The sequence below is a fragment of the Marinobacter fonticola genome, from assembly GCF_008122265.1.
GTDB classification, from domain to species: domain Bacteria; phylum Pseudomonadota; class Gammaproteobacteria; order Pseudomonadales; family Oleiphilaceae; genus Marinobacter_A; species Marinobacter_A fonticola.
In genome coordinates this window covers 4451672-4475821 of the sequence record NZ_CP043042.1, presented here as the reverse complement: position 1 = coordinate 4475821, position 24150 = coordinate 4451672, and the positions used below count along the sequence as shown (strand labels likewise).

Annotated in this window: 25 protein-coding genes; 9 read left to right on the top strand and 16 right to left on the bottom strand. The window is 60.2% G+C overall.

Features of this window, described 5'->3' with window-relative positions; all coding sequences use genetic code 11:
- Nucleotides 1–44: 44 nt before the first annotated feature.
- On the bottom strand, nt 45–782 hold the full coding sequence (bamI, locus tag FXO11_RS19915) for a biofilm-associated metzincin protease inhibitor BamI (RefSeq protein ID WP_148864676.1): 738 nt from the start codon (nt 780–782) through the stop codon (nt 45–47).
- Between the two features lie 369 nt (nt 783–1151).
- Between bamI and FXO11_RS19910 the strand changes: the two genes are divergently transcribed.
- A complete protein-coding gene (locus tag FXO11_RS19910; RefSeq protein ID WP_148864675.1) occupies nt 1152–2048 on the top strand; it encodes a DMT family transporter in 897 nt (298 codons plus the stop codon).
- A 16-nt stretch (nt 2049–2064) separates the two neighbouring features.
- Here the strand turns inward: FXO11_RS19910 and FXO11_RS19905 are convergent, their stop codons facing one another.
- Nucleotides 2065–2937: an alpha/beta fold hydrolase gene (locus FXO11_RS19905; protein WP_148864674.1), complete on the bottom strand. Its 873-nt coding sequence runs from the start codon at nt 2935–2937 to the stop codon at nt 2065–2067.
- Nucleotides 2938–3112: 175 nt separating this feature from the next.
- Between FXO11_RS19905 and FXO11_RS19900 the strand changes: the two genes are divergently transcribed.
- Nucleotides 3113–3748: a MarC family protein gene (locus FXO11_RS19900; RefSeq protein ID WP_148864673.1), complete on the top strand. Its 636-nt coding sequence runs from the start codon at nt 3113–3115 to the stop codon at nt 3746–3748.
- Nucleotides 3749–3888: 140 nt separating this feature from the next.
- Entirely contained in the window at nt 3889–4332 is a 444-nt protein-coding gene (locus tag FXO11_RS19895; protein WP_148864672.1) for a group III truncated hemoglobin, read from the top strand.
- On the opposite strand, the gene FXO11_RS19890 is transcribed toward FXO11_RS19895, so the two are convergent.
- Entirely contained in the window at nt 4329–4868 is a 540-nt protein-coding gene (locus FXO11_RS19890; RefSeq protein WP_148864671.1) for a carbohydrate-binding protein, read from the bottom strand. The two genes, FXO11_RS19895 and FXO11_RS19890, sit on opposite strands and share 4 nt — an antisense overlap.
- 280 nt (nt 4869–5148) lie before the next feature.
- Here FXO11_RS19890 and FXO11_RS19885 point away from each other — a divergent pair, with 280 nt between their 5' ends.
- Nucleotides 5149–5481 carry a DMT family transporter gene (locus FXO11_RS19885; protein ID WP_148864670.1) on the top strand — a complete coding sequence of 111 codons (333 nt, stop codon included), beginning with the start codon at nt 5149–5151 and terminating at the stop codon, nt 5479–5481.
- 104 nt (nt 5482–5585) lie between these two features.
- On the opposite strand, the gene FXO11_RS19880 is transcribed toward FXO11_RS19885, so the two are convergent.
- The 4 genes from FXO11_RS19880 to FXO11_RS19865 form a co-directional block, all read right to left on the bottom strand.
- Nucleotides 5586–7067, bottom strand: a complete 1482-nt coding sequence (locus FXO11_RS19880) for a succinylglutamate desuccinylase/aspartoacylase family protein (RefSeq protein ID WP_148864669.1) — start codon at nt 7065–7067, stop codon at nt 5586–5588.
- A gap of 70 nt (nt 7068–7137) precedes the next feature.
- Complete coding sequence (locus tag FXO11_RS19875; RefSeq protein ID WP_148864668.1) at nt 7138–7521, bottom strand: DUF2784 domain-containing protein; 384 nt, start codon at nt 7519–7521, stop codon at nt 7138–7140.
- A gap of 105 nt (nt 7522–7626) precedes the next feature.
- The gene (locus FXO11_RS19870) at nt 7627–8433 is read right to left on the bottom strand and encodes an OmpA family protein (protein ID WP_148864667.1); all 807 of its coding nucleotides are present in this window, start codon (nt 8431–8433) and stop codon (nt 7627–7629) included.
- 20 nt (nt 8434–8453) lie between these two features.
- On the bottom strand, nt 8454–8834 hold the full coding sequence (locus FXO11_RS19865) for a DUF4398 domain-containing protein (protein ID WP_148864666.1): 381 nt from the start codon (nt 8832–8834) through the stop codon (nt 8454–8456).
- 281 nt (nt 8835–9115) lie between these two features.
- On the opposite strand from FXO11_RS19865, the gene FXO11_RS19860 reads away from it, so the two are divergent.
- Nucleotides 9116–9664 carry a macro domain-containing protein gene (locus FXO11_RS19860; RefSeq protein WP_148864665.1) on the top strand — a complete coding sequence of 183 codons (549 nt, stop codon included), beginning with the start codon at nt 9116–9118 and terminating at the stop codon, nt 9662–9664.
- A 270-nt stretch (nt 9665–9934) separates the two neighbouring features.
- On the opposite strand, the gene FXO11_RS19855 is transcribed toward FXO11_RS19860, so the two are convergent.
- Nucleotides 9935–11578, bottom strand: coding sequence for an MBL fold metallo-hydrolase (locus FXO11_RS19855; RefSeq protein ID WP_148864664.1), 1644 nt, complete (start codon nt 11576–11578; stop codon nt 9935–9937).
- Nucleotides 11579–11787: 209 nt separating this feature from the next.
- Here FXO11_RS19855 and FXO11_RS19850 point away from each other — a divergent pair, with 209 nt between their 5' ends.
- The gene (locus FXO11_RS19850; RefSeq protein ID WP_148864663.1) at nt 11788–12213 is read left to right on the top strand and encodes a thioesterase family protein; all 426 of its coding nucleotides are present in this window, start codon (nt 11788–11790) and stop codon (nt 12211–12213) included.
- 94 nt (nt 12214–12307) lie between these two features.
- Here the strand turns inward: FXO11_RS19850 and FXO11_RS19845 are convergent, their stop codons facing one another.
- The 4 genes from FXO11_RS19845 to FXO11_RS19830 all read right to left on the bottom strand — a co-directional run bounded on the left by FXO11_RS19845 (nt 12308) and on the right by FXO11_RS19830 (nt 16666).
- Nucleotides 12308–13579, bottom strand: coding sequence for an MATE family efflux transporter (locus FXO11_RS19845; RefSeq protein ID WP_148864998.1), 1272 nt, complete (start codon nt 13577–13579; stop codon nt 12308–12310).
- Between the two features lie 157 nt (nt 13580–13736).
- Nucleotides 13737–14234 (bottom strand): thiol peroxidase, encoded by a 498-nt coding sequence (tpx, locus tag FXO11_RS19840; protein ID WP_148864662.1) that lies wholly within the window; start codon nt 14232–14234, stop codon nt 13737–13739.
- A gap of 189 nt (nt 14235–14423) precedes the next feature.
- A complete protein-coding gene (locus FXO11_RS19835; RefSeq protein WP_148864661.1) occupies nt 14424–15641 on the bottom strand; it encodes a Bcr/CflA family multidrug efflux MFS transporter in 1218 nt (405 codons plus the stop codon).
- Nucleotides 15642–15763: 122 nt separating this feature from the next.
- The gene (locus FXO11_RS19830) at nt 15764–16666 is read right to left on the bottom strand and encodes a LysR family transcriptional regulator (RefSeq protein ID WP_148864997.1); all 903 of its coding nucleotides are present in this window, start codon (nt 16664–16666) and stop codon (nt 15764–15766) included.
- Nucleotides 16667–16853: 187 nt separating this feature from the next.
- Here FXO11_RS19830 and FXO11_RS19825 point away from each other — a divergent pair, with 187 nt between their 5' ends.
- Nucleotides 16854–17528: a haloacid dehalogenase type II gene (locus tag FXO11_RS19825; RefSeq protein ID WP_148864660.1), complete on the top strand. Its 675-nt coding sequence runs from the start codon at nt 16854–16856 to the stop codon at nt 17526–17528.
- 137 nt (nt 17529–17665) lie between these two features.
- Nucleotides 17666–18568 (top strand): acyltransferase, encoded by a 903-nt coding sequence (locus tag FXO11_RS19820; RefSeq protein WP_148864659.1) that lies wholly within the window; start codon nt 17666–17668, stop codon nt 18566–18568.
- 55 nt (nt 18569–18623) lie between these two features.
- Here FXO11_RS19820 and FXO11_RS19815 read toward each other — a convergent pair whose 3' ends face one another.
- The 3 genes from FXO11_RS19815 to FXO11_RS19805 all read right to left on the bottom strand — a co-directional run bounded on the left by FXO11_RS19815 (nt 18624) and on the right by FXO11_RS19805 (nt 23069).
- Nucleotides 18624–20036, bottom strand: a complete 1413-nt coding sequence (locus tag FXO11_RS19815) for a putative bifunctional diguanylate cyclase/phosphodiesterase (RefSeq protein ID WP_168203208.1) — start codon at nt 20034–20036, stop codon at nt 18624–18626.
- Nucleotides 20037–20436: 400 nt separating this feature from the next.
- Nucleotides 20437–22410: a ribonuclease R family protein gene (locus FXO11_RS19810; protein WP_148864657.1), complete on the bottom strand. Its 1974-nt coding sequence runs from the start codon at nt 22408–22410 to the stop codon at nt 20437–20439.
- A 101-nt stretch (nt 22411–22511) separates the two neighbouring features.
- Nucleotides 22512–23069, bottom strand: a complete 558-nt coding sequence (locus FXO11_RS19805; RefSeq protein ID WP_148864656.1) for a hypothetical protein — start codon at nt 23067–23069, stop codon at nt 22512–22514.
- 178 nt (nt 23070–23247) lie between these two features.
- Here FXO11_RS19805 and FXO11_RS19800 point away from each other — a divergent pair, with 178 nt between their 5' ends.
- A complete protein-coding gene (locus FXO11_RS19800) occupies nt 23248–23616 on the top strand; it encodes an EF-hand domain-containing protein (protein WP_148864655.1) in 369 nt (122 codons plus the stop codon).
- A 35-nt stretch (nt 23617–23651) separates the two neighbouring features.
- Here FXO11_RS19800 and FXO11_RS19795 read toward each other — a convergent pair whose 3' ends face one another.
- Nucleotides 23652–24107 carry a DUF411 domain-containing protein gene (locus FXO11_RS19795; protein ID WP_148864654.1) on the bottom strand — a complete coding sequence of 152 codons (456 nt, stop codon included), beginning with the start codon at nt 24105–24107 and terminating at the stop codon, nt 23652–23654.
- Nucleotides 24108–24150: the final 43 nt, after the last annotated feature.

Here is a 24150-nt window from a genome sequence, read left to right as displayed (position 1 = left end):
CTGGACGTCCGATAGACGTCCGTTTTTGTCGTTATTCATGGTCATTAACTCGATTCAGGGGTGGGCATCTCAATGCCGGGCACGGTAACGCTGTCGTCACCGGGTTGGATGCCTTCGTTGATATCGCCTTCATCGGTAAGGGTGGCGTTGCCCGTGCGGTTATCGATGGTGGCGGAATAGACGCCTTCCCGTGTCGCGACGACGACATAGGTACTGGTCTGGCCGCGGGTGATAATGACATTGTCCTTAGGGTGACCGTCGGTTATCGGACCTTTGAAGACTTCGACGTTATTAAGCTGGTTGTGCGTGGACGTGATCTTGGCGGTCACCGAGCGATTAAGGTTCGGGATGGGCAGGGTCACTTCCTGGCCTACATGCATGGTATCGAGCACGCGTGGCTGGACGGAAATGCGCGTTGCGGGAATACCGTCCACCTGAGTCGCGGGCGCGTTGGTACTCACCTGCCAGAGTTCTGCCTGAGGCTGGCGGGATGCGCGCGGGATGGGTTCCGGCAGGGGCATATTGGCGGTATTGCGGCTGCCGGACCCCGCGGGAGCCGGGGACGGCGTGGCGACGACGGGGCCCGGCGCCGGACCCGACGGCGTCTGCGACTGGCCTTGATGCGCCGGTGCGGCCGCCGGTGGTGCTGGAGGCTGGGGTTGCGCTTGGGTTTGCTGGGCGTTGAGGACAGCCTCATCGTCACCAGCCTGTGGGTAGATAAGCCAGGCAAGGCCGCCGACTATAGCTGTCAGCGTCATGAATAAAATTTTGGTATGTCGCATTTTATGCCCCTGTTCGACGCTGTTCTCGAAAGTTAGGCACAATATGGTTGATGACGGCGAGTTGGACCAGTCGCGCGAATTACTGAATATTAATCTTAAGCCGTAAGAACAAACCCCCTATCTCAGAAAAAATCTTGGCTTCACGGCAAGATGGCGGAGGGCCATCGGAAGTGGATTGGATTAAAGTTTATTAATGCGCTAAATGGCAGATACTCAGAATGTGCGCGGGTTCATTTTTCCAGGGAAGGGAGGGCCTCTTGCCGTTTGACGCTGAGGTCATGACTTCAATGGGGTTTCGGGCTATCTGTCGCTGGACTGAGCGTTTATCCTGCGGGGGCTTGTCCGACTTGCAGCAAGGAATCGCCGTCCATGCCCATCGCCGCTCATTACGTCCTGACTGTCCTGATCTGGGGCCTGACCTGGACGGCTATCCGTCTGCAAGTGGAAGCGGCGTCCGTGGACCTGGCGGTCTTCTATCGCTTTGCCATGGCGGCGGCTACCGCGCTTGCAGTGTTGGCGGTGGTCCGGCGCCTACCCAGGTTGAGCCCCCATCAGCACGGTTTGCTGGTTCTGCAGGGATTAACGTTGTATAGCGTGAACTTCCTGCTGATCTACCGCGCGGCGGAAACCATGACCTCCGGCCTGTTGGCCGTGGTCTTTTCGCTGGCCGCGCTATTCAACGCCTTCAACGGCTGGCTATTAATGCGGCTGGTGCCTAACCGGCGCATTTACCCCGCTGTGGCATTGGGGGTGTCCGGTGTCGCCTTGCTATTCTGGCACGATTTGAACTTGGGTAATGCCACGCTCCCGGCGATTCTGTTTGCCCTCGGTGGCACCTTCTGGTTTTCCTTCGGCAACCTCATTAGCTTGCGGGTCCGTGCAGCGGATGTCCCGTTGCTGGCGGGCAATGCGTGGGCCATGTTCTATGGGGCGTTGATTCTGGGTACCTGGTGTCTGATCCAGGGTGTCGACTGGCATCTGCCGGCGTCCGATTCGTTCTGGGGCGCGACGGTGTTTCTGGCGATTCCCGGTTCAATCGTCGCCTTCTACAGCTATCTCACGGTTATCCGTACGCTGGGAGCCGATCGCGCCGGCTATGCCACGGTGCTGTTCCCCGTGGTCGCCCTCAGCGTCTCCACCTGGCTGGAAGGCTTCGAATGGACGGTGACGGCGATTATTGGCGCAGCGCTGGCGTTGCTAGGCAACTACGTGCTATTCCGCAAGCCTTCGCAGGTACCGGCGGCAAAGGCTAAGGGCCCTGTTTGACAGGCCCGCGCCGCCGCTAATCCGTCAGAAAAAACGGGTTCATATGCCGGGCGACGTCGTCCGGTTTCTCCTCCTGAAGGAAGTGCGCGGCGTCGACCTGCTCCACGCGGAGGCTGGCGAAGCATTCTTCGATATGGTTTAGATACTCGGGAATGATCACCTGATCGCGGTTGCCGTAGATGTAGAGTGCGGGCATGGGCCAGATATGGCCGGCAGTAGCGCCCCAGCGTTTGGCGTCGTCATGGAAGGCGCGGTAGTAGTTGGCGCCGGCGCCTGCGGTGCCGGCAATACTATACATGCGCACGTACTCGTCGAAGGCGTCTTGCGGGAAGCCGTCCTTACTCCAGGTGCGCAGGAAGTGCCCGAGCCAGGCCGCCTCGTTGCCGGGAATCATGGCTTCCGGCAGGTCTGGCGTTTGCAAGAAATGCTGATACCAATAGGCGCTGCCACTACCGGCACGGACCTTGTCGATGACTTCCCGGTTACCCTTGAGGTTGTTGATCACCGCGATGTTCATGATCACCAGCTTCTGGATCCGATCCGGTATGGCCAGCGCCATTTCCTGAGCCACGATGCCGCCCCAGTCGTGGCCGACCAGATAGAAGTCATCGATGGCCAGCGCGTCCAGCATGCTGACGACATCCTCGGCCAGTGCCTGCTTGCGGTAGTGCTCCGCGCCCTCAGTGCGCTCGCTGTCGCCCAGTCCCCGCAGGTCGGGCGCGATGACCCTCAGTTGCCGATCCAGGCGGGCCGCGACCTGTTCCCAGCAGTAGCTGCTTTCCGGCCAGCCGTGAATCATCACCACAGGAAAACCGTCAGGGCTGCCACCTTCGCGCCAACTGAAGGTGCCGCGGGGGGTGTTCAGGCGTTTGGGGCTGCTTAGATGCATGTTGTCCTCCGTTGACGCTACGCTTTATGGGCTGAGGCTGCAGCTTCCCATAGTCGAGCCAATAATGGCCAGGCTTCCCAGTGCACTAGCGGAACTACGCATGGTTCGTTGGCTCCGCCTGGGTTAGCCTCCCGGCCGCTTCCCATCATTCCTTTCCGTTCTGACTGAGACGTTCATGTTGCAGACCTTTTTTGCCACTTACTTGAGCAGCTCCATTCGCTTTTTGTTCCTGTTGGCGCCTTTCTTCGTGGTGACGATGTTCCTCGCCCTGACGCGCGGGGACGATACGGCGCACAAGCACAAGGTGATCCACCGGGCCTGTCTGTCTGCCCTGATCCTGGGCCTGGCGTTGTTCTTTGCCGGTCCGGTGCTGTTCGATGCCATCGGCATCACCCTGGATTCCTTTCGTATCGGCGCTGGTTCGTTGTTGTTTCTGACGGCCATCAGTCTGGTCACCAGCGGTACGCGTAACCACGCCACTGGGTTGCCTACGGAAGACCGCGACGATATTGCGGTAGTGCCCCTGGCGATTCCCATCATTATCGGTCCGGCCACTATCGGTGCCATTCTGGTTTACGGCGCCGAGCTTAAAACCTTGCCGGAAATGGCGGGCGGCGTGCTGGGATTGATTACCGGCCTTCTGGCCCTAGCCGCTCTGCTTTACCTGTCAGGCTATCTGGAGCGGGGCTTGGGCAAGACCGGATTGAATATCATGTCCAAGATCAGTGGCCTCATCCTCTCGGCCATGGCCGCGGAAATTGTAATGACCGGTATTGCGGGCTTTATCCGTAGTGTCGGCCTGGCGGGTTAGGCCGTCGTAGCGGAAGCGACGGAACACCGAACGGCGGGCTGACCGGGTTGAAATTTGCGCTATGATAAGAGGCCGACGTCGGTGACGGCCGGTGTTCGGTCGTGTCCACCCGTTATGTGCTCAGCAGACCGGAGGGCAATATGGATCTCGACAACCCTGCCGCAATTCATCGGATGGTGCAGCTTTTCTACGCCAGTCTACTGGACGATCCGGTGATGGAGCCGGTTTTCACCGAGGTGGCCGGTGTCCATTTAGCCGAGCATCTGCCCATGATCGAGAGCTATTGGTGCAAGATGCTGCTGGGCAAGGACACCTACCATCGCAACATGGTCTACCGCCACGAACGGGTGCACGACAAATTTCCCCTGAGCCGGGAGCATTTCGAGCTTTGGTTCGACCACTTCAATCACACCCTGGATAGCTACTTTGAGGGTCCCTATACCGAAAAGGCCCGTAAGTTGGCGCGACGCATACTGCGTAATCTGGCCCGCTGGTTGGCGGTGCGGGACGAAGAGCTGGCACTCGCGGTAAAGGATGTGGCTGCCCCGCCCGTTAAAGCAAAGCGATTGCCCCTAGTGCACTAGGGTTGTGCTGGGCAATTAGCCTCCACCGGAACCCAGTGCGGCGGCTCGACAACACCGGGCATGTCGCCGGTGGACGGCCGGATTGCCCGATAGACCTGGCCTTCGTACGTGACCCAGCGACCGACGGTGTAGGAATCGGAAAAGGTCCATGTTGGTGCTGGCTTGCACTTGGTTTCCGAGGACTGGATCGTGTTTATGTCCTCGGTGACATCGTCGGCCGGGAACACGGGTACCGATTCGTCCCCACGGCCAGGCTCATCGGCTTCGGGCTCGCTGTTAGCTTGAGTCACGTCTGCACGGGCACAGTCGGGCGGCGCGTCGAGCGCCTGCCAGGCGAACTCGCCACGCCCCGGCCGCCGGCCTTCCTGCCATTCTCTCGCGACATACCAGTCACCGCCGTGGAACACGATGGCGCCCGCATCGTAATAGCGGCTGGGTACCCAGGCACTAGCGTCCGGCGAGCACGGGTTGCGCGCGCCAGCGGCTGTTGATGCGAACAGCGTCAGCAGTACCAGTAAAAATGCGGAACGATACATGGCGAAGTCCATCGATCTGTTTGGGGGGACGGGTCCTGATTCGGGATGTTCAGGCTCGTTGTCGAAGCTTATTGGCAGAAACGACAGACTGCCGGGGAAAGCATGGGGAATCAAGTACCCGGGCTATGGGCCGCACAGGCAGCCAGGCGCACTACGTACCGCGCCGAAAACATCGGGTGGCATACCCGGATGGCCGGGACGGTGTGAAGTGGGTATCCTCCCCCCGATTGAAGTCGGCTGCCGGATGCCGGCTCGTCCAGCGGTGAATGGAGGATAGACCATGCAGAACTGGCTGTTTTTGGCGGCGGCGATTTGCTTTGAAGTGGTGGCGACCTCCGCGCTCAAGGCATCGGAGGGGTTCTCGAAATTGTGGCCGTCGGTGCTGGTGGTGGCCGGCTACGCGCTGGCGTTCTATTTCCTTGCGCTCACCCTGCGCACCATCCCGGTGGGGATTGCCTATGCCATTTGGGCTGGCACGGGTGTGGCGCTGATTACGCTGATTGGCTGGCTGTTCTTCAGCCAGACCCTGGATCTTGCCGCGATCATCGGCATTCTGTTTATTGTCATCGGGGTGCTGATTCTCAATGTGTTTTCCCAGGCGGCGCCGCATTGAAGCGCCGCTATCCGGGCTTCGGGAGGCCTGCGCCGGTCAGCGTCGTGGCCACCCAGAACGCGCTGTAAAGACGTTCCTGTGCGCACCCCATCTGCGGCCAGCCCTCAATCCTCTTCGCGCGCGCGCTCCGGCCCGCGCGCTTCGGTACCAAGGTGATAGGCCGCAAAACCGGCCATGACCACCTGATCGACGGCCATGCCGATCACCCGGCCGTCCTGCTCCGCCCGGATGGGATGCTGGGCATTGGTAATGGGATCGGTGACGATGCCAAGCACTTCGCCGGTCACGACTTCCTCCCCCAACTCGACGTCGCTCACCAGGATGCCGCCGTGATTGGCGCGAATCCAGCTGGAGTTGTAATAGACCGGCTCCGGCTGGCCCCAGACGAACAGGCGCGACAGCATGCCCTGCTTCTCCAGCAGACTGTTGACGCTGTTGACGCCGGCTTCAATTTGATTCTCCTGGATGCGTAGCGATTCCCCCGCTTCCAAAGTGACCGCGACGATCCCGTGATCCGTCGCCGCCGTGCGCAGCATTCCCGGCGAGCCCTCACTGTGAACCACCGCCATCTTGTCGAAACCCTCGGTGAAGCGAGCGACCTGCGCGTGGTGCATATCGGCGCGTAGCTGGGGCAGGTTGCTGCGCTTGAGGGAGCCGGTATGGATATCCACCAGCATGTCACAATGCTTGATCACGTCGTTGAACAGGGAGTAGGCAATGCGGGAGGCCAGGCTGCCGGCAGGATCGCCGGGAAAGTTGCGATTCAGATCGCGCCGGTCCGGCAGGTAGCGTGAGCCGCGCTGGAAGCCCTGCACATTGACGATGGGGACGCCGATGATACGGCCGCTCAACTCTTCGGCCTGGATGTCGTACATCACGCGGCGAATGATTTCGATACCGTTGAGCTCGTCGCCATGAACGGCCCCGGTCAGGCACAGGTTGGGGCCGGGTTCGGCGCCGTTGATAATCAGCACCGGTGTGGGTTGATTCAGTCCCGCCATGGACGTGTCCGGGGTCCAGGATAGCCGTGTGCTGGTGCCCGGGCGCACTTCGGCGCCGAGGATCACGAGGGGCTCAGCCGGGGGCGCCGCCGCTAAGTCCGCGGCCTGTTCGTCGTCAGTCGCTGTTGCGGGTGCACTTGAGGCTTGGCCCGGGTCCGGTTGGGGCGAAACAGCCGGCGTCTGCGGTTCCCCAGGCATCGCCTCGGCCGTGTCGGGCGTGGTTGTGGCAGGGGCCGCTGCGTCGTCCGAAGTCGGGGCGCTTTCAACGTCGGATGTATCGGGAGCAGGCTCCGTCGGCGGCGTGACCTCTTTCAGATCGACGTTGGGCGCAACGCGGGTAGCCTGTTCGTTGGGTGGCTTTTCCCCGGTGCTTCCCGATGCCTCGGCGTGCGGCTCCGGCCCGGGTTCGTTCCCGGGTCGCTCCTGACTGGCTTCGATATCCTCCACGCTCTCGTCCTCGGATAGCTCCACCGGATGCGGTTGCGCACCGTCAGGCTCTTGGGCATAGGCCGGTAAAGCAATTAAAGCCAGCGCAAGCAGGGGCGCCAATCGGGCAGGGCGAAGCGATGAACTGCGATCATGCATAGTAAAGCCGTTCTGTCGGATGAGTGTGGGTAGACCGAACCATTTTGCCTGCCCCCTGTGGACGAGAACATTAATATAATGTTGGGTGCCGCCGTCGCCAGGCGCGGTAGAGCAGGGCGCCATAAACTACCAGGTTAAATGTAGCCACAGCGGTACCTAAAAGCACCTGCACGCCACGAGTCAGCCCCGGTGGATAGATGAGCGGCAGTAGGTAGTGGGCGATAAAGCTACCCTGATAACCGGCGTCGCCCGCGATCTGGCGCAGATGGACCTCCAGCGGCGTGAGCGGACAGAACCAGCCGTTGAGCATGACGAGCGCCGCCCAGGCCATGGCCGGCAGGTGGAACCAGATTACCCCGCGCCGCCAGAACGCAGCCAACCCGCCAAAGACGGCAAACAGGATAAACAGTAGGTGCAGGACCAACACGATGTCGGCCGCGAGACGCCAGACCATAGGGGGCCATCGTGGTATGGGCTGTATATGAAAAAGGCCGGTCATTGTCGACCGGCCTCTTCTGGGTGCTTCAAATCGCCATTTAAAGGCTGATTGAAGGTTGGATCAGCGCGTTTGAATGTTGCCTTCCTGATCGGAAATAACAATTTCCACGCGACGATTCTGCTGACGGCCGCTGGCGTCGTCATTGCTGGCAACCGGATACTGCTCGCCGAAGCCTTGCAACTCGACCCGTGACGATTCGATACCTGCCAGCATCAGAGCATTGCGGACCGCTTCCGCGCGACGTTCCGACAACTGCTGGTTGTAATCGGCGGCACCGGTGCTGTCCGTGTAGCCTTCAACGCGAACCCGGCGTTCCGGATACTCCCGCATGAACTCAGCCAAACGTTCGACAGTGCGCTCACCAGAGGACTTGAGCTCCGACTTGTTCAAGTCGAAAAGCACATCGCCCAGCGTCAGGACCATACCTCGCTCGGTCTGCTTGGCCTGCAGTGCTTCCATTTCCTGACGCAGACGTTCCGCTTCGGACTGGGCCTGTTGCGCCCTCATGGTCTGCTCCTGGAGTGTGAGTTGCTTACGCCGATTCTCGGCATTGGCGATCTCGTCCTGCAATCGAGCGCGCTTACCCTGCTCACTGGCGATTTCCGCATGGCGGTTTGCCAGATAGGCGGCGTGATCCACTTCGACGCTGTCGACGTCTTCCTCCATCAGGCTTTCGGCATGCTGAAGCGCTTGCTCGGCATCGCGCAGATGGCCGGAGCCGGCACGGGCAACGTAGGGATCGTCCTCGATCGCCTCATAGGCAGCGCGGGCATCCTCGACTTTGGGGTTGGGTGGCGCACTGGCACACGCGGTCAACAAAGCAGACAGACCGAGTGCGGTACCTGACATCAATATCCGTTTAGTCATTGTAACCTCCTGGTCTAGTCTCACTGTTGCTGAGATTCGTTAATTTGCCGACGCAGCTGTTCGATGTTCCGGTTGATTTCCTCAACCGCATTTTCAGCTTTCGCCGATTCGGAGCGCGCTCCAGCCAGTTGGGCGTCCACTTGCGCCTCTTCGAGCACGCGCTCAGCCTCCATATACTTCTGGCCATCGATCAGCTGTCGGGCGTCGGCGACCTTATTTTGCGCGCGATTGAGAAGCACCGGCTCGAAGTCGCGTGCATCCGCGGCTTCAGCCTGGCGGACGAATTCTTCAGCGGCATTCAAATCTTGGGACGGCGGGGTGCCTTTGCTGGCACACGCCGCCATCAAGGTGGACAGTCCGAGTACGAGAGCAGTTCGGCCTGTGTTCTTATGCCTGATCATGCACCTTCTCCTTGTGTGTGCGGTTGTTGCTTTTCACTTTCCAGGTCATAACATTCGTCAGGGCGCCCTTGTTTCAGGGCTTCAATCATAGGACTTATACGATTAAAAATAGCAGCTAGGTTAGTTTTCTGTATGAAAAGCGTGCAACTTTCGCTGACAGGTCGCCGCTAGCGGTGTATATTTTTTAAGTTAATAGTCTTAATTTTCAGCAAGTTGTAATGGTTTGTGAGTTTACGAGATAGTCATTAAATTTTTGCGAAGAAGCGAATCAAGAGGCGGATATGTTTGAAATCACTCGAAATGATGTCGGGATCCGCTGTATCCAGGGGGACATTACCCAGCAATCGGATCTGGATGTGGTCGTCAATGCGGCCAACGCGGAATTACGTCCTGGCGGTGGGGTGGCCGGCGCCATTCATCGCGCCGCTGGAGCGGAGCTGGACGACGCCTGTCGGCCACTGGCGCCGATCCATCCCGGCGATGCGGTGATCACCGACGGTTACGGGTTGCCCAACGCCCGTGTTATTCATTGCCTGGGTCCGATTTTCGGTAAAGACGAGCCAGCCCATCAGCTCCTGGCCAGTTGCTACCGGAACGCGGTGGAACTGGCTGAAGAGCAGGGATTGGCCAGCATAGGCTTCCCGGCCTTGTCGGCGGGGGCTTTCGGCTATCCGATGGAGGACGCGGCCGAGGTAGCTTTCGCCACGCTCTTGGCGGCGGCCCCCAAGTTAGGCACGGTGCGGCATATTCGCTTCGTGCTGTTCAGCGAGGCCGATGCGGATTTGCACGCAACCGTGCTCAAGCGGATTGCAGGGGATAGCTTAGACTAGGAAAGGAACCGCTGATTAAGTCTATTGGCGATTCTGCAAGCGTTGAGAAGCTCAGTGGCAAGGCGCGGTTCGCCGGTAATGGCCTGAGCCCTTGCTAAGAGCTGCAACGCGGCCAATGAGCTTCTCAACGCTTGCCCGCAGGGGCTTTCCCTGAAAACCGGACTCCGCGTCGAGCCTTCTTGAAAGGCAACCAGCCTTCCTGTGAAGCCTCGCCTTGATTCCGGTTTTCAGGGAAAGCCAGAATCGCCAATAGACTTAATCAGAGGTTCCCTAAGCGCTCCACACCCAATGGCCGTCCTGCAGCTGGGCACGGCCTTCCTGTTCCAGCTTTAGCAGGTGTGCCAGGAGCGACCGAGCGGCGATGCGGTGCAGTGCTGGCGCAGCATCGGCATAGGCTTCCGGCACCAGCGTTTCCAGCGGCGCCGGGCCTAACTTGCGCAGGGCGGCAATGACTTTGTGCTCCCGGGATAGGCGGTGGGTGACCAGGTAGTCCACCGTCATCTGGGGGTAGCCCATGAGGAAGCCGTGGCCCGGGGCGATCCAGTCGATATCCTCTTCCAGCAAGCGGTTGAGGGAATTCAGGTAAGCCTTCATGTCGCCGTCCGGCGGATTAATCACCACCGTAGAACCTTGCATGATGTGATCGCCGGAAAACAGCACGCGCTCGCCCTCGTGGAGGAAGCACAGGTGGTTGGAGGCATGGCCCGGCGTGTGAATCATTTTGAGCCGAGACCCTTGCAGTTCGATCCACTCGCCATCCTCAGGCGTGTAATCGGGCGCAAAGGTCATATCCTGCAAACCGTCACCGGGTGGCGCTAGGCCGATGGTTTCGGCGCCGGTAGCCGCCTTCAGCGGTCCGGCGCCGGGGCTGTGGTCGCTGTGGGTATGGGTGGCCAGGATCGCGCGAACCTTGCCCCCGGTCTTCTCAAGGATACGTTGCAGGTGCTCTTCATGTCTGGGGCCGGGATCGATGACCAGGTGCCCGGCCGGATCTTCGATCACGTAGGTGTTGGTGCCCGGTCCGGTCATCACGCTGGGGTTGGGCACCGTCAGGCGCCAGATGTTTTCCGCTAACCGAACCCACGCACCGGGTTCGATATCCGCGTTTACCGTGCCTTGGCCTTTGGGGTCGAGCTTGCGCGCCTCTTGGTAGGCGGGCTGCCCCGGGCTGAGCTGGACGATTTCATCGTTGCGCCGGGCTGGCCAAGGTTCGGTGGGAAAGCTCATGGGTTTGGCGCGAATCGCGCTGCCCAATGCCTCGTCCAAGGTTTTATAGCGGGCCAGGCGGCGTATGACAGATAACGTCGGCGCACCGAAAAGTCGTTGGCCCGCACGGTGTTCTTCGAGCGCTGCTTGTGGGTTAAGCCAGCAATGATCGATGGTTTCCTCGCCGTCGTGGCGGGCGATTTGTCCCGCCGGGGCTTCCGCCACGAAGAAACGGGTGTCGAAGCGCCGCGGCGGACCCGGTGGCGTAATCCAGTGGTCGATGTAAGCCAGACGGTCCAGGGGCAGGCGCAGGTTATGGTTCTGGCACAGGGCCGGTAGATCGAGCTCGCCCCGGGCCAGGCGTTCGCGGGCGTCGTTAAAGGCGGGATGTTCGGTGCCCACCGGTTTGCCGTCGCGATCCTGGGCGAGCAGCAGGCCGGCTTCCTCGAAGCATTCGCGGATGGCGGCAGTAAGGTAACCCAGGCCACCGGTCTTCAGGTTCAGCAACTTGCTGGCCGAGGCGTCGTCGTGACCTTCCAAGTGGGGCAACAGGTCGTCGTGTTGATCGCCCTCGTCCACGGCGCCGCCGGGGAAGACATAGAATCCGGGCATAAAAACGGCTTGGTGGCTGCGCTGGAGCATCAGCACCTCGAAGCCGGAGGTGGATTCACGCAGCAGTGCGAGTGTGGACGCTGGACGTGGTTGCATGGCTATTGTTATCCGTCGCGGGTTTCCTTAGCTCCCTAAGATAACGCCTCACGGGTCCCATTGCGACTGCGTTTGTATGCCGATCCGGGTACACTTGCGCCTCCACGTAGGCAGGACTAATGACTACAGCATGTAGTGACGGCTAGTAACGACTAGTGGCGATTAGTAACTACAGATAGCGACGATGAGAGACCACAGAGCGACGTATTATGGCCCGAGTCAAACTGTCCTTCCCGGACGATGTATTTGTCTTTTCCACAGAGATGCCGGTACGCATCACCGATATTAACGGTGCCAATCACCTGGGGAACGATGCACTGATTTCGATGCTTTCCGAGGCGCGGGCTCAATTGCTGGTGAAGTACGGCGTGCAGGAGGCGGATCGCAACGGGGTCGGCATTATCGTCACGGACCTGGCGACCATGTATCAATCCGAATCTTTCTTTCCGGAAGTGCTGCGCTTTGAAATAGGTCTGACCGATTTCAACCGGTACGGCGGGGACTTTGTGTTCCGCGTCACCAAAGCGGAGTCCGGCCAGGCGGTGGCTCTGGCCAAGTATGGGTTTGTCTTCTTCAACTATACCGAGAAGAAGGTGGTGCCTATGCCTGAGGGGTTTCGCGCTAAATTTCCTTAGCCGGTGTGGAGAGCCGTGCCAGCCATGACGCCCATGTGCCTTCTCCAGCAACGGTCTCCGACCGCTTCAGACCTAAAGTAGACTCGGGGACTTCTTAAGTTTGTTGTAGCCTGCGCATCCCTTGGCGGTAAAACAGATAGGCCTGGGCGCCAGCACATAGATTCCCAATCAGTGCACCGGTCAAGAGGCCGTTGATCCCATCAATTTGCGCGCCCAGCCAGAGGAACGGCAGGTAGCACAGGAACAGCCGCAGAATGGAAATCAACAGCGCCCGCAACGACAGGCCCAGCGCGTTGCATACCGACACCATCAGCATGCACACACCTAGACCGCTGTAGCTCAGTGGCACCCGCACGAGGTAGCTGTGCAGGATGTCGGTGACAGCCCGATCTGAGGTGAACAGCTCCGACACGAACCCGGACAGCAACAGCCAGATCACACCAATCGCAAGCTGCCAAACCACCACAAATCGCACGCCGATCCGGACCAGCGTCTTGATTTGGCCGATGTCGCCGGCGCCGAGTAACCGGCCGATCATGGGCGGCAAGGACATGGTCAGCGCCAGCACAACAACGATGGAGAAGAATTCCAGCCGCGTACCCAACCCCCAGGCGCCGACAGCCGCAGTACCGAAACCGGCCACGAGCGCCGTAGCGAGGCTGGCGGCAAGCGGCGGCATAAGCTGGCTGAGCATGGCGGGTGCCATAATACCGCTCAGTTGACGGGTGGCTTTGCCCAGGGCCAGTTGCGCTAGATCGAAGCGCAGCCAGCCCCGCCGGATCAGCTTGGGATAGACCACCAGGCAGCCGGTGCCGAAGGCGGTGATGGTCGCCAGGGCCGCGCCGGGCAGTCCCCAGCCAAAGACAAAAATATAGAGCGGGTCGAGTGCGATATTGAGCAGGCTGGTGAACACCATCATGTAGCCGGGCAGCTTGGTGTCGCCGTGAGAGCGGCTAACGGAATACCCGAAGTAGAGCATGGCACCCAGCCAAGCGGCACCCAGCCAGGGCACCCAGTAAGCAGAGATCAGCGGTAGCAGGGCGTCGTCGGCCCCCAGCAGGCCCATGATCCATTCGCGGCAGAACCAGAGCGTGGCGACCAGGACCAGCACGAGACCGCCCCCCAACAGCACCACCAGCCCGCCGAGACGTTCGGCCCGGGTCACGTCCTCGGCTCCCAGGGTGCGGGAGATAATGGCGGTGGTGGCGATACCCAGCCCCACCTGCAAGCCGATGATCAGCTGCTGCATCGGCACGGTGAAACCCAGTGCGGCCAGCGGATCCCGTCCGAGTTGGCCAATAAAAACACTGTCCGCCAGCTGGAAACTCATCAGCGAAAGTACGCCAAACAGCATGGGCCAGGTCATGGCCAGCAGTTGTCGGCTGAGGGGCAGGGATTTGTCGACCAGGGGACTCACTGTCGGGCTTACCGCGCTTTTTGGAGATCAAACGATCACGCAGTGTAACAGTCCGGCGGGAAGGATGCCGGGGCGGGCCCCGGCGAGTGATAAGCGTCGAACCCGATCAGAGCGCGGCCAGTGCAGCCTCGTAGTCCGGTTCTTCCTTGATCTCGTCGACCAGTTGGCTGTGGATGACCTTGTTATCTTCGTCCAGCACGATCACGGCACGGGCGCAGAGGCCGCGCAGCGGGCCACTCTCGATCGCCACGCCGTAGTCCTTGCGGAAGCTGTCGTCGCGGAAGGTGGATAGCGTCACCACGTCCTTTAGGCCTTCGGCGCCACAGAAACGACCGGCCGCAAACGGCAGGTCGGCTGAAATGACCAGGACGACGGTGTTATCCAGGCTGCTGGCCTTCTCGTTGAATTTGCGGGTCGAAGCCGCGCAGACGCCGGTATCCACACTCGGTACGATATTCAGAATTTTGCGCTTGCTGCTCCAGGCGGTCAGCGGCGTATCTTCCAGGCCGATGTTGGTCAGCGTGAAGTTAGGTGCGGTATCGCCCTTGGCCGGGAAAGTACCGTCTACGTCGATGGGATTGCCGTCGAGAGTGACTTTGCTCATGGTGTGCTCCTTGTCATGTAAGCCGATGGATCCAGAAGAATACCCTTTTTGGGTGGCTGTCGGATGCCACGACTTTTGGGTAACTCGCCGATGGAACTGGCAGAAGTGTAGACGCACTGTGCCAAATGTAGCGATAAAAGCACAAACTGGCGGCTGACTTTCATCCGTGAGTCATTCGTGAGCGGGCTTTCAACCGTGACTGGGAGCCGCTTTAAGGCCGGGCGCAGAATAGCGGGCTATGCAGAGCAGATAGGCCACGCCTGAAGCCACAGCGCAGGCGGCAATGACGGTTGCCATGACCTGGCTGGTGCCGTTGTGCAGGTGTCCCACTAAAACGCCGGCACCGGCGGCAGCGCCCATCTGGATGAAGCCGAACAGGGCGGAAGCCGAGCCGGCCATGTGGGGGAAAGGGGCCAGCGCCCCGGCCATGGTCTGTGGCAGCACCATGCCCACGCCGATCATGAATATCGTTTGCGGCAGGATGACGGCGGTTTTGGTAAAAACCTCTGTCCAGGCAAGAGCCGCCATCATTCCGCCTCCGACGACGCTAATCATCAGGCCCGCACGCAAAAGTTGATCCGGGGTGTAGTGCCGGCTCATCCGCGCGGTCAGGAAGCTGCCGATAATGTAGCCGCACACCATCACCGAGAAATAGGCGCCGAACGCCGACGGGGTGACCCCGAGGAAGTCGATCAGTACGAAAGAGGCACCGGAAAGGAAAGCGAAAAGTCCGGAAAAGATCAGCGCATTGGTTAAGGCATAGCCTTGGAATGCGTGGTCGCAAAGCACTGTCCAGTAATTACGCGCCAAGATGGCCGACCGCAGACTCTGACGATAAGCGGGATCCAGGGGTTCCGGTAGGCCGAACGCAACGATGGCGCAGACGAGCAAGGCATAACCGGCCAAGGCCAGAAAAATCGATGGCCAGCCAAAGCCGGCCAGCAGCACACCGCCCAATGTAGGGGCCAGCGCCGGCGCGATAGCCATGATGGCGGCCAGAATCGCCATTATGCGCGCCGCGTCCCTCGGTTTGTGGATATCGCGCACGGCCGCACGGCCCAGGACCGGGCCCGCCGAACCGCCCAATGCCTGTAGAAAGCGGCAGATCAGCAGGGCATCGATGGACTCGGCCAGAGCGCAGCCAGCGCTTGCCAGCGCAAACAACAGCAGGCCGCCGATCATGATCGGCTTACGCCCAAAGCGATCCGCCAACGGACCGCAAATCAACTGAGCGAACGCAAAACCCGCCATGTAGAGGCTGAGAGTGAGCTGAATCTGTCCGGTCTCGGCGGTGAACGCATGACTCAACTCCGGTAGCGCTGGCAGGTACATATCGGTCGCTAGTGGGCCGAGGGCGACGGCAGCCGCTAACAGAATGGTGGTCGACAGGCTGGTGAGTTGCAGCATGGCTGCGTTCGCTCCAAGCGGATTAAGATTCAATCGGGGTAACCGGAAGCCACAGCATACGCAGGCGGCAGCGCAAGATAACGGCCGCTGCGTTCATTTGACCTATGAAAAAAAGTGATGAATTAGCGGGCGAGACGACTGGCGATTTGCAGGAGTTGATTTCGAATCCATCGATGCGCCGGATCCTGCTGGTAACGCTGATGCCAGAGCAGGTACAGCGTAAAGGGCCGGTGCGGAAAGGGTAGCGGCGCCTGGGCAAACTCCCGCATCATGCCCTGATGCAGCCTCGACGGGGCACTGGCCAACCAGGGCGAGCCGCGCAGGAAAGCAGGCATGCCGGCGAAGTTGGATACGGTCACCGCCGCGTCGCGTTCGATGCCCTGGGCGCGGAGCGTTTCATCCAGACTCAAGCGCTCTCCGGTAGCGAAGACAATAGAAATATGCTGGCTGGCGAGGTAATTTTCCACATCCTCAGGGGGCGCGCGAACGCTGGCGTCGTAGAACACCACCATGCGGTCGTCCAGCAACCGTTGTTGCATGATGTCGCTGGCGGGGGGCGGATGTGGTGAGATCATGAAATCGCAAAGCTCCCGGCGTAGACGATCCGGTGTGGGGATGCCCGAGGGCACCACGTGCAGCCGAATACCCGGGGCCTGCTCCCTCAGCACCTGTGCAAGGCCCGGCAGTAGAAGCTCGCGCTGATAGTCGTTGGCGGCGACCCGGAGGGTCATTTCCGTTTTATCGGGCGAAAACGGTGGCCCCACGGCCAGGCCGCGCAAATCGTTGATGATCTGGCGCAGGTGCGGACCGGTCCGAACCGCATAGCTGGTCGGTGTAATACCGCGCCCAGCTTTGACGAACAAGGGATCGCCCAGCGTCTGGCGCAACCGGTCCAGCGTGTGGCTAACGGCGGATTGACTAACGCCTAGCTTGACCGCCGCGGCGGAGACACTACCTTCATCCAGCACGGCCAGAAAAACGGACAAGGCGCGGATGTCGAGATTAAAACTATCGATCGGATTCATGAATCGCAGTGTAAGGTGATTCGCCGGCGCCAGCCAGTACGGTCGGAGAGTCAAAACGTAGTTACCGGGATGCGGGTGGGGTGGGTTATTTAAAGACACTGTTTTCGCGATGGCCTTTCAACCAGAATGACTGAGGCACGTATACGCAGTCTGTTCCCAGTCTTTGTAACCACAGGGAGTTCCCTCTATGACAGTCCACCTCGCTTTCGATGTCTACGGCACGTTGGTCGATCCTCAGGGTATGGTCGACCATCTAGCCGCCGATGCCGGCGATCAGGCCGCTGCGGTCAGTCAATTGTGGCGCCAGAAGCAACTGGAGTTCGCCTTTCGTCGCGGGCTGATGCGGTTGTACGAGGATTTTGGCGTCTGCACGCGCCAGGCGTTGCGCTATGCCATGGCCAGCCACGGCTTCGATCTGGAGCCGGCGCGGGAGGACGAACTGTTGCAGGCCTACCTGACGCTGCCGGCCTTTGCCGATGCCAGTCCCGTCCTCGCCTCCCTGAACGGGGTTTATCCCTGCTACGCGTTTTCCAACGGCAGCTATCCGGCCCTGGAGAAAGTGCTGGGCCACAACCGTTTGCTAGAGCACCTGGACGGACTGGTGTCCGTGGACGATATCAAGAGTTTCAAGCCGGATCCGGCAGTCTATGCTCATGCCCGCCGGGCCACCGGAGCCATGGATCAGCCGCTGTGTTTGGTTTCCAGCAACGGCTGGGACGTGATCGGCGCGCGGGCGTCGGGTTTGATGGCGGTTTGGGTACAGCGCGACCCGGACACCGTTTTCGAGGATTGGGGGATCGCGCCCTCCGCTATCATCCGCAGTCTGCAGGAGTTGCCGGACACGCTGGCGAGCTTGGGCTAGGCGCAGCCGCTGATGCGCCGTTGGGTTTACCCTGCGGCGCCAATCGGTGGCTTAGCCCGCAGTACTATCGGGCATTTTGGCTAATCGCTTGTTATGATGTCGGCGTTTTCCCCGTTGCCCGGAGATGGATAAGAATAATGCTGAGCTTTCTTCCCGCGCCTGTTCTGGGCGTGATTGCCTCGATCTTGCTGGCCGTCAATACGGTGTTCTGGTGTGTATTGCTGTACATCCCGGCCTTATTGAAGCTGATTCCCATTAAACCGTGGCAAGGTTTGTGTACCCGTTTGATCATTTTGATTGCCGAAGCCTGGGTGGCCTGTAACACCGGCTGGATGAAGCTGACGCAAAAGACCCAGTGGGACGTGGCAGGTGCGGACAAATTGCGCCGCCAGGGCTGGTATCTGGTGCTCAGCAATCACCAGAGCTGGGTGGATATTTTCGCGATGCAGCGGGTGTTTAATCGCCGGGCGCCGTTCCTCAAGTTCTTTCTCAAGAGGGAGCTGATTTGGGTGCCGGTGATTGGCCTCGCCTGGTGGGGCCTGGACTTTCCCTTCATGAAACGCTACACCCGTGAATACCTGATCAAGCATCCGGAAAAGCGCGGTCAGGACATGGTGTCTACCCGCCGGGCGTGTGAAAAATTCCGCTTTGCACCGGTTTCGGTGATGAATTTCGTCGAAGGCACCCGATTTACGCCCATCAAACACGCCAAGCAGAAGTCGGCGTACAAGCACCTGTTGACGCCCAAAGCTGGCGGTGCCGGTTTCGTGCTGGACGCCATGGGCGATGCCATTGAAACGCTGGTGGACGTCACCATTGCCTATCCCGGTGGTTCGCCCAGTTTCTGGGATTTTCTCTGCGGCCGGGTGCCCGAGATTCGGATGCGCATCGACACCGTGCCCGTGCCGGGACATCTCAAGGGCCGCAATTACAGCGAAGAGGCTGAATACCGCAGGGAAATGAAGGGCTGGCTGGCCAGTATCTGGTCTGAAAAGGATGTCATGCTGGATGGGCTTTTGGACCCGAAACAGCAGCGGTAGGGTTCAGGGTGTGGTCCAAAGCTTTGGCGACACCGAACGGCTGTAGCCTACTACCTTAACGCACCAGCTCATCCGTAACGGCAGGCTCCAACAAGCCTCTGGCCGGTACGAGCTCCAGGAGCTCCTCTACCGGTTTGGGCCGGCTGAAGAGAAACCCCTGGCCGTAGTGCGCGCCCATGCCTAGTAAGCAGCCGAGTTCCGGCTCGGTTTCGATTCCTTCAGCGACCACGTCCAGCGATAAGCGCTCGCAGAGGGTCAGAATCATTTCCAGGATAGCCCGCTTCTCGTGGTCGTGATCCAGGCCCGATACCAGACTACGGTCGATCTTTAGCTGATCCAGGGGCAGGTTGCGGATGTAAGCCAGGGAGGAGTAACCACAACCGAAGTCGTCCATTGCGATGGCCACGCCCTGTTTGCGCAGTTTGCGGATCAGATGGGTGGCCACGTTGGGGTCGGCCATGACCGCGGTTTCCGTCAGCTCGATCTTCAGACGCCGGGGTTCGATGCTCTCCCAGCTTAGCGTTTGCAGAATCTGATCCGCCAGGCTGGGGTCATGCAACTGGGTCGGGGATAGGTTGATGCTGAGGGTAAAGTCTTCGCCATAGCGCTCCTGCAGCCGCTTATCACGGAGCAGGGGAATGGACTGGCGCATCATCTGGTCGCTCATGGGCCGTATCAGTCCGGTACGTTCCGCCACCGGTACGAAAACGTGTGGCGAGATCAGGCCACGTTCGGGGTGATTGATACGGGCCAGAACCTCAAAGCCGGTTACGGTACCCTGCTGTAGATCGACCAAGGGCTGAAGATAAGTCTCCAGCCAGCCACGACGCAGGGCCGACCGGAGCGTCTGCTCCATATCCAGGCGACCGTGGCGCTGGGCACGCATGGTGTCCTCGAACAGTACGAAGCTGCCCGTCCCCTTGTTGCGGGACTCCCCCAGCGCGGCGCGGGCGGCCTGAATCAGACTGGGCGCGGTGTCGGGTCCGTCTTCCTGGGCCCGGGCAGCGGCGGACACCGCCGATAACCATACCTGACGTTCACCTAAACTAAAGGGGTCCTCGAGGGCGTTCATCATGTGTTGGGCGCGCAGCCGTAACTTCGGCTCGCTGTCCATCGGGATGATGAAGGCGAGGGTGCCGTCGGGCAGGCTGGCGATGAGTTCATTGTGGGCCAGGCTGCGCTGCAAGCGCTGGCGCAACGCCATCTTGAGCTGGCGAGTCTCCCGGGCATTCAGGGTCTCGGCGACCAGTGTACGGTTAGGGATGCTGAGGAGGATTAAAGACAGCGCCGGTGGTCCGGGCGATTGCAGGCGGCGCTCAAGTTGCTCTTCCAGGTAGTCGACGTTGGCAAAACCGCTATCGATATCGACATATTTCTGCTCGTGGATCGCCTGATCCAACAGCGCCAGCACATGGTGCACTGAATTGAGGAGCTGCTGAACATCCGGATCGGACGAATCGGAAGTCACAGCGACACTGTCACCGCGAACAAGACGCTCGCGAAGCTGTAGGACTACAGCATTGATGCTGTTCCGGAAATCGCTTTCGCTCTCCCTGGACTCATTTTCCCTGGTCTTTCTTTCCCTGAACACTGATACCACCCGTCACTGGTCGCTTCCGGTCGACGTCGCTGTGTGAATTTATGGCGGCGGGGCCGTTCCGGCCGAAATTTAATCGATATTAAGTTTCCCGTTTATCGTTGTTATTGCTTTACTCGAGCGCCTCTGTCCGCGCTTCCTCCGACACTTATGCCTTACGACACTTACTCCTTGCTACGAGACTTGTGCCTAACTCTTGTGCCTAACAAGGAGGCATACGGCGTCTTTGAGACGCATTCGCCCATGACTATGAGCTTGTGACGCCGTCTTTTCAAGCAGCGCTGTTGTTGTCCGCCGCCTCCGGGTGCAGCGTGAACAGAATCTGACGCCGGTCGTTGTCGATGCCAGCCAAGGTCACATGTACCGGCTGGTCGAGCAGAAATACGCGATCATTGGGTCCGCTAAGACTCAGCGTGACCGGATCGAAACTGTACTTGCCTTTCATGTCCTTGGTGCTGACAAAGCCCTCGATGCCGTTGCTGTCCAGGCGCACGTAAAAGCCGGACGACGTGGCACGGCTGATAACACCGCTATGGACATCCTTGCCGAGCTGGGGCGCATACAGGCATTTGAGCCACTGTTCCAGGCTACCGGCAGCCTTGCGGGCATTGAGTTGTGTCTGTTGCAGGTCGGCCAGTTGCTGCTCGGAAAGCTCGGATTTTTGTCCGCCCCACAGGGCAGCGCGTAGCAGACGATGAACCTGAAAGTCGGAGTATTTGCGCAACGGCGAGGTAAAGGTGGTGTAGGCCGGTAGCCCCATGCCCTGGTGAGGCGCGGCGCTGAAGGCCAGTTCGGCGCGAGCCAGCTGGCGTGAAACGACGGCCTTGACCGGTACCTCGGCTGCGACGCCTTCGCTTTCCCGCATGATGCGGCGGAAACCTTCCGGTGAGGCCGGATCGACCTCCGCCAGGTCCGGGGCATGGCGTTTGAGCAATTCACGGATGTTGTCGATGCGGTCGTCCCGTACCCCGGGATGAGTGATGAACAGTCCCGCCGGGCTATTTTCCGTCAGGGTGCGCGCGGCGCATCGGTTAGCTGCCACCATGCATTCTTCCACCAGCCGGTGGGCTTCGTTCTGCTCGCTCGGCTCGATGACGCGGATGCGACGATTTTCGTCCAGTCGCAGGCGGAACTCCGGCCGGTCCGGATTCAGCAGTGCGTGCTCTTCACGCCAGCGACGTAAAGCGCTGGCTGCCTGATGCACCTGGTCCAGGCTGGCGACGATCGCGTCCGGCAAGGCCTGGATGTCGTCGTCGCTGCGGCCGGCGATCACGCCGTCGACCAGATCGTAACTCAGCTTGCCGTGGGAGCGGATCACGGCTTCCTGCAGACTGAAATCGCCCAGGGAGCCGTCGTTGTTGACTTGGACGTCGCAAACCACCGCCAAACGCTGTGTATCCGGCACCAGCGAGCAGAGCTGGGTGCTGATGGCGTCGGGCAGCATCGGCCTCGGCTCGCCAGGGAAGTAAATCGCCGTGGCCCGGTCGCGGGCTTCGCGCTCGACGGGCCCGTTGATCGAGAGCAGCGCGGTCGGATCGGCGATAGCCACGGACAGGGTCCAGCCGGTGGCGTTGGGTACGGCGCAAAGCGCATCGTCCATGTCCTGGGTACTGGGGCTGTCGATGGTGACGAACGGGTCGGCGGAGCGATCGACGCGCTGCTGTGCCAATGCCTCGATTTGAGACTCGCCCAGGGCTTCGAGCTCCTTGCGGGCGTCCTCCGGCCATGCCTCGTTAAGATCGAACTGAGCCAGCGTAAAGGCGCGCTCGATACCGGGCTGGTTAGGTTTACCCAGCACTCGGATGACGCTGGCCTGGCCTTTGCCATCTTTCACCGGGTGGCGGCTCAGGCGGCAATAGATGAAATCGCCGGGCTCGGCGCCCCCGCGCTGCTTGGGCGGGATGAACAGCCAGTGATTCAGCCCCGGTGTTTCCGGTGCGACGAAGTGTCCTTTACCACGCACCTGGTAGCGGCCGACAAAGGTTTTCAACGGCGATTCCACGAGGCGGTCGACCTCGGCGAACACCTTGCCCTTTTCACCCTCGTGCTCGATCACCTCGATGCGATCGCCGGGTAAGACCCGCTGCATCTGTTCCTGGGGCAGATAAAGGTCCCGACCATCGTCGAGGGCAACGAAACCGAAACGACCGCTGGTGGCCTTGACCGTGCCGGAATAGACCACCTTGTGGGCTTCGATGTCGGTTTTGAGCTGGCGCAACTGCGAAAGGGCGTCGGCGTTTAGCATGCAATGGAACCTGGCTGGCGGGATCGTTAAAAAATGGACCGGCAGTATACCGGTTCTGCGCGTCTGCGTCAGAACGGCCTCATGGATAACATTCGTTTCGGCTACCAGCCCAACCCGAAATGCGGGTCGGCCCAGAACATGAGACCTACATAGAGTGCCACCATCAGGAGGCTGCTGGCAAAGGAGACCAGGCTCCAGCGGTAGGCGGCAGACTCATCGCGACGCACCACCCGGTAAACGGTGTAGCCCGCCAGACTCATCACAGCCGCAGACAATACCAGCCACGTCATATTGATCAGGTAGATGGTCCGGGTATTGTCGTCGGACAGGTCGATACTGACCGGGCCGTTGGGTGCTTCAATCGAGTAACGATGGAAGGGCCAGAATCGTCCGCAGCGCAAGACGACGCGCGCCTGCTCTGCCGTCAGCGCGATCCCTGCGGCTGGTAGAAGGTGGCTGCCGCATTTATCGTCGAGCGCGGCGCGCTGGGCCGTGGTCAGGCTGCTGTAGGATTCGCTGACGCCCAATATGGCCGAGCCTTGGGTCTGAAACCAGGTGTACTCCAGCAGGCTCAGCGCATAGCTGAAACTGCCGTAGAGGAAAAGCCCGATCAGCATGAGCTGCAGTAAGCGAGGCCTGTTCTTTGCTTTTTCCAGCATGTCGGTTGTTTCTATCTGTCGGTCTGTGGTTGAAGGAACCTATAAACGTCCTCGATCAGTCTGACACGCTCTGTCCTGTCGTCCATACTTCATATGACGGGATTGCCAAGGCGATCACCAGTAATACGGCGATAGCCAACATTCGTAATAGGCAACAGCCAATAACAGGAGACATTCGATGATAAAGCGGATTTGTACAGTCTTGATACCCGTAGCCGGTCTTGTGCTCGCCGGCTGCACGACAACGGATACCCCGAAGGCGCCGGCGTCGCAGAAACTGTCGCCAGGTCCCAAGGGGCAATTCGAGTGCGCCGATCGCAACGGCAGCGATTACATCGACCGCGCGGAGTTGGTTTATCTGCGCCAGTGCGGGGTGGGCGAGGACCTTACCTGCGGCGACGTACCGGAGACCGTTGACGAGCGTCAGCCGGCAACGAATTTCGAAGCCGGACGGCGGATGCTGGAGGTGATCGACGCCGACGGTGACGAAAGCATCAGCGAGCTGGAATTCCGCGCCCACTGCAACAGCACCGGCCGAGCAGGCTGACCGGTGCTATCCGGGTCGGCACGGATAAAGGGAGGTTAGGGATAGGTGGCGAATGGACGATTCTGCCCCGCCCCGTTGAACAGCAATACGGTGTAAGGGTCCTGACGATCCCCCATCTCCATACCCGGGGATCCGATCGGCATGCCGGGTACGGCGAGGCCCCGCGCTTGCGGCGCCTCCTGTAGCAGCCGGTGGATGTCGGTTGCCGGCACATGGCCTTCGATGACGTAGTCGCCGACAAAGGCGGTATGACAGCTTGCCAGTTCCCGCGTCAGACCGGCATCCACCTTGATCTGATTGATGTTCTGGGTGTCATGTACCGTAACCTCAAACCCGTTCTCCTCCAGGTGCCGGACCCAATCAGTACAACAGCCGCACGTGGGGGATTTATGCACGGTGATCGCCTCGGCGGCGTGAACCAGGGCGGGTGAAACCGCCAGACTAACGATGCTTAGTAGGGATGCGCGTAAAAACGGTTTCGCCTTGGTCATGGCTATTCCTCAATGATGGTGTTGTTGATTTTCGTCGGTTTTT

Excerpts from the sequence above, each read along its gene's own strand:
- bamI (WP_148864676.1), bottom strand. The coding sequence starts at position 782 with ATGCGACATACCAAAATTTTATTCATGACGCTGACAGCTATAGTCGGC.
- FXO11_RS19910 (WP_148864675.1), top strand. The coding sequence starts at position 1,152 with ATGCCCATCGCCGCTCATTACGTCCTGACTGTCCTGATCTGGGGCCTG.
- FXO11_RS19905 (WP_148864674.1), bottom strand. The coding sequence starts at position 2,937 with ATGCATCTAAGCAGCCCCAAACGCCTGAACACCCCCCGCGGCACCTTC.
- FXO11_RS19900 (WP_148864673.1), top strand. The coding sequence starts at position 3,113 with ATGTTGCAGACCTTTTTTGCCACTTACTTGAGCAGCTCCATTCGCTTT.
- FXO11_RS19895 (WP_148864672.1), top strand. The coding sequence starts at position 3,889 with ATGGATCTCGACAACCCTGCCGCAATTCATCGGATGGTGCAGCTTTTC.
- FXO11_RS19890 (WP_148864671.1), bottom strand. The coding sequence starts at position 4,868 with ATGTATCGTTCCGCATTTTTACTGGTACTGCTGACGCTGTTCGCATCA.
- FXO11_RS19885 (WP_148864670.1), top strand. The coding sequence starts at position 5,149 with ATGCAGAACTGGCTGTTTTTGGCGGCGGCGATTTGCTTTGAAGTGGTG.
- FXO11_RS19880 (WP_148864669.1), bottom strand. The coding sequence starts at position 7,067 with ATGCATGATCGCAGTTCATCGCTTCGCCCTGCCCGATTGGCGCCCCTG.
- FXO11_RS19875 (WP_148864668.1), bottom strand. The coding sequence starts at position 7,521 with ATGGTCTGGCGTCTCGCGGCCGACATCGTGTTGGTCCTGCACCTACTG.
- FXO11_RS19870 (WP_148864667.1), bottom strand. The coding sequence starts at position 8,433 with ATGACTAAACGGATATTGATGTCAGGTACCGCACTCGGTCTGTCTGCT.
- FXO11_RS19865 (WP_148864666.1), bottom strand. The coding sequence starts at position 8,834 with ATGATCAGGCATAAGAACACAGGCCGAACTGCTCTCGTACTCGGACTG.
- FXO11_RS19860 (WP_148864665.1), top strand. The coding sequence starts at position 9,116 with ATGTTTGAAATCACTCGAAATGATGTCGGGATCCGCTGTATCCAGGGG.
- FXO11_RS19855 (WP_148864664.1), bottom strand. The coding sequence starts at position 11,578 with ATGCAACCACGTCCAGCGTCCACACTCGCACTGCTGCGTGAATCCACC.
- FXO11_RS19850 (WP_148864663.1), top strand. The coding sequence starts at position 11,788 with ATGGCCCGAGTCAAACTGTCCTTCCCGGACGATGTATTTGTCTTTTCC.
- FXO11_RS19845 (WP_148864998.1), bottom strand. The coding sequence starts at position 13,579 with ATGACCTGGCCCATGCTGTTTGGCGTACTTTCGCTGATGAGTTTCCAG.
- tpx (WP_148864662.1), bottom strand. The coding sequence starts at position 14,234 with ATGAGCAAAGTCACTCTCGACGGCAATCCCATCGACGTAGACGGTACT.
- FXO11_RS19835 (WP_148864661.1), bottom strand. The coding sequence starts at position 15,641 with ATGCTGCAACTCACCAGCCTGTCGACCACCATTCTGTTAGCGGCTGCC.
- FXO11_RS19830 (WP_148864997.1), bottom strand. The coding sequence starts at position 16,666 with ATGAATCCGATCGATAGTTTTAATCTCGACATCCGCGCCTTGTCCGTT.
- FXO11_RS19825 (WP_148864660.1), top strand. The coding sequence starts at position 16,854 with ATGACAGTCCACCTCGCTTTCGATGTCTACGGCACGTTGGTCGATCCT.
- FXO11_RS19820 (WP_148864659.1), top strand. The coding sequence starts at position 17,666 with ATGCTGAGCTTTCTTCCCGCGCCTGTTCTGGGCGTGATTGCCTCGATC.
- FXO11_RS19810 (WP_148864657.1), bottom strand. The coding sequence starts at position 22,410 with ATGCTAAACGCCGACGCCCTTTCGCAGTTGCGCCAGCTCAAAACCGAC.
- FXO11_RS19805 (WP_148864656.1), bottom strand. The coding sequence starts at position 23,069 with ATGCTGGAAAAAGCAAAGAACAGGCCTCGCTTACTGCAGCTCATGCTG.
- FXO11_RS19800 (WP_148864655.1), top strand. The coding sequence starts at position 23,248 with ATGATAAAGCGGATTTGTACAGTCTTGATACCCGTAGCCGGTCTTGTG.
- FXO11_RS19795 (WP_148864654.1), bottom strand. The coding sequence starts at position 24,107 with ATGACCAAGGCGAAACCGTTTTTACGCGCATCCCTACTAAGCATCGTT.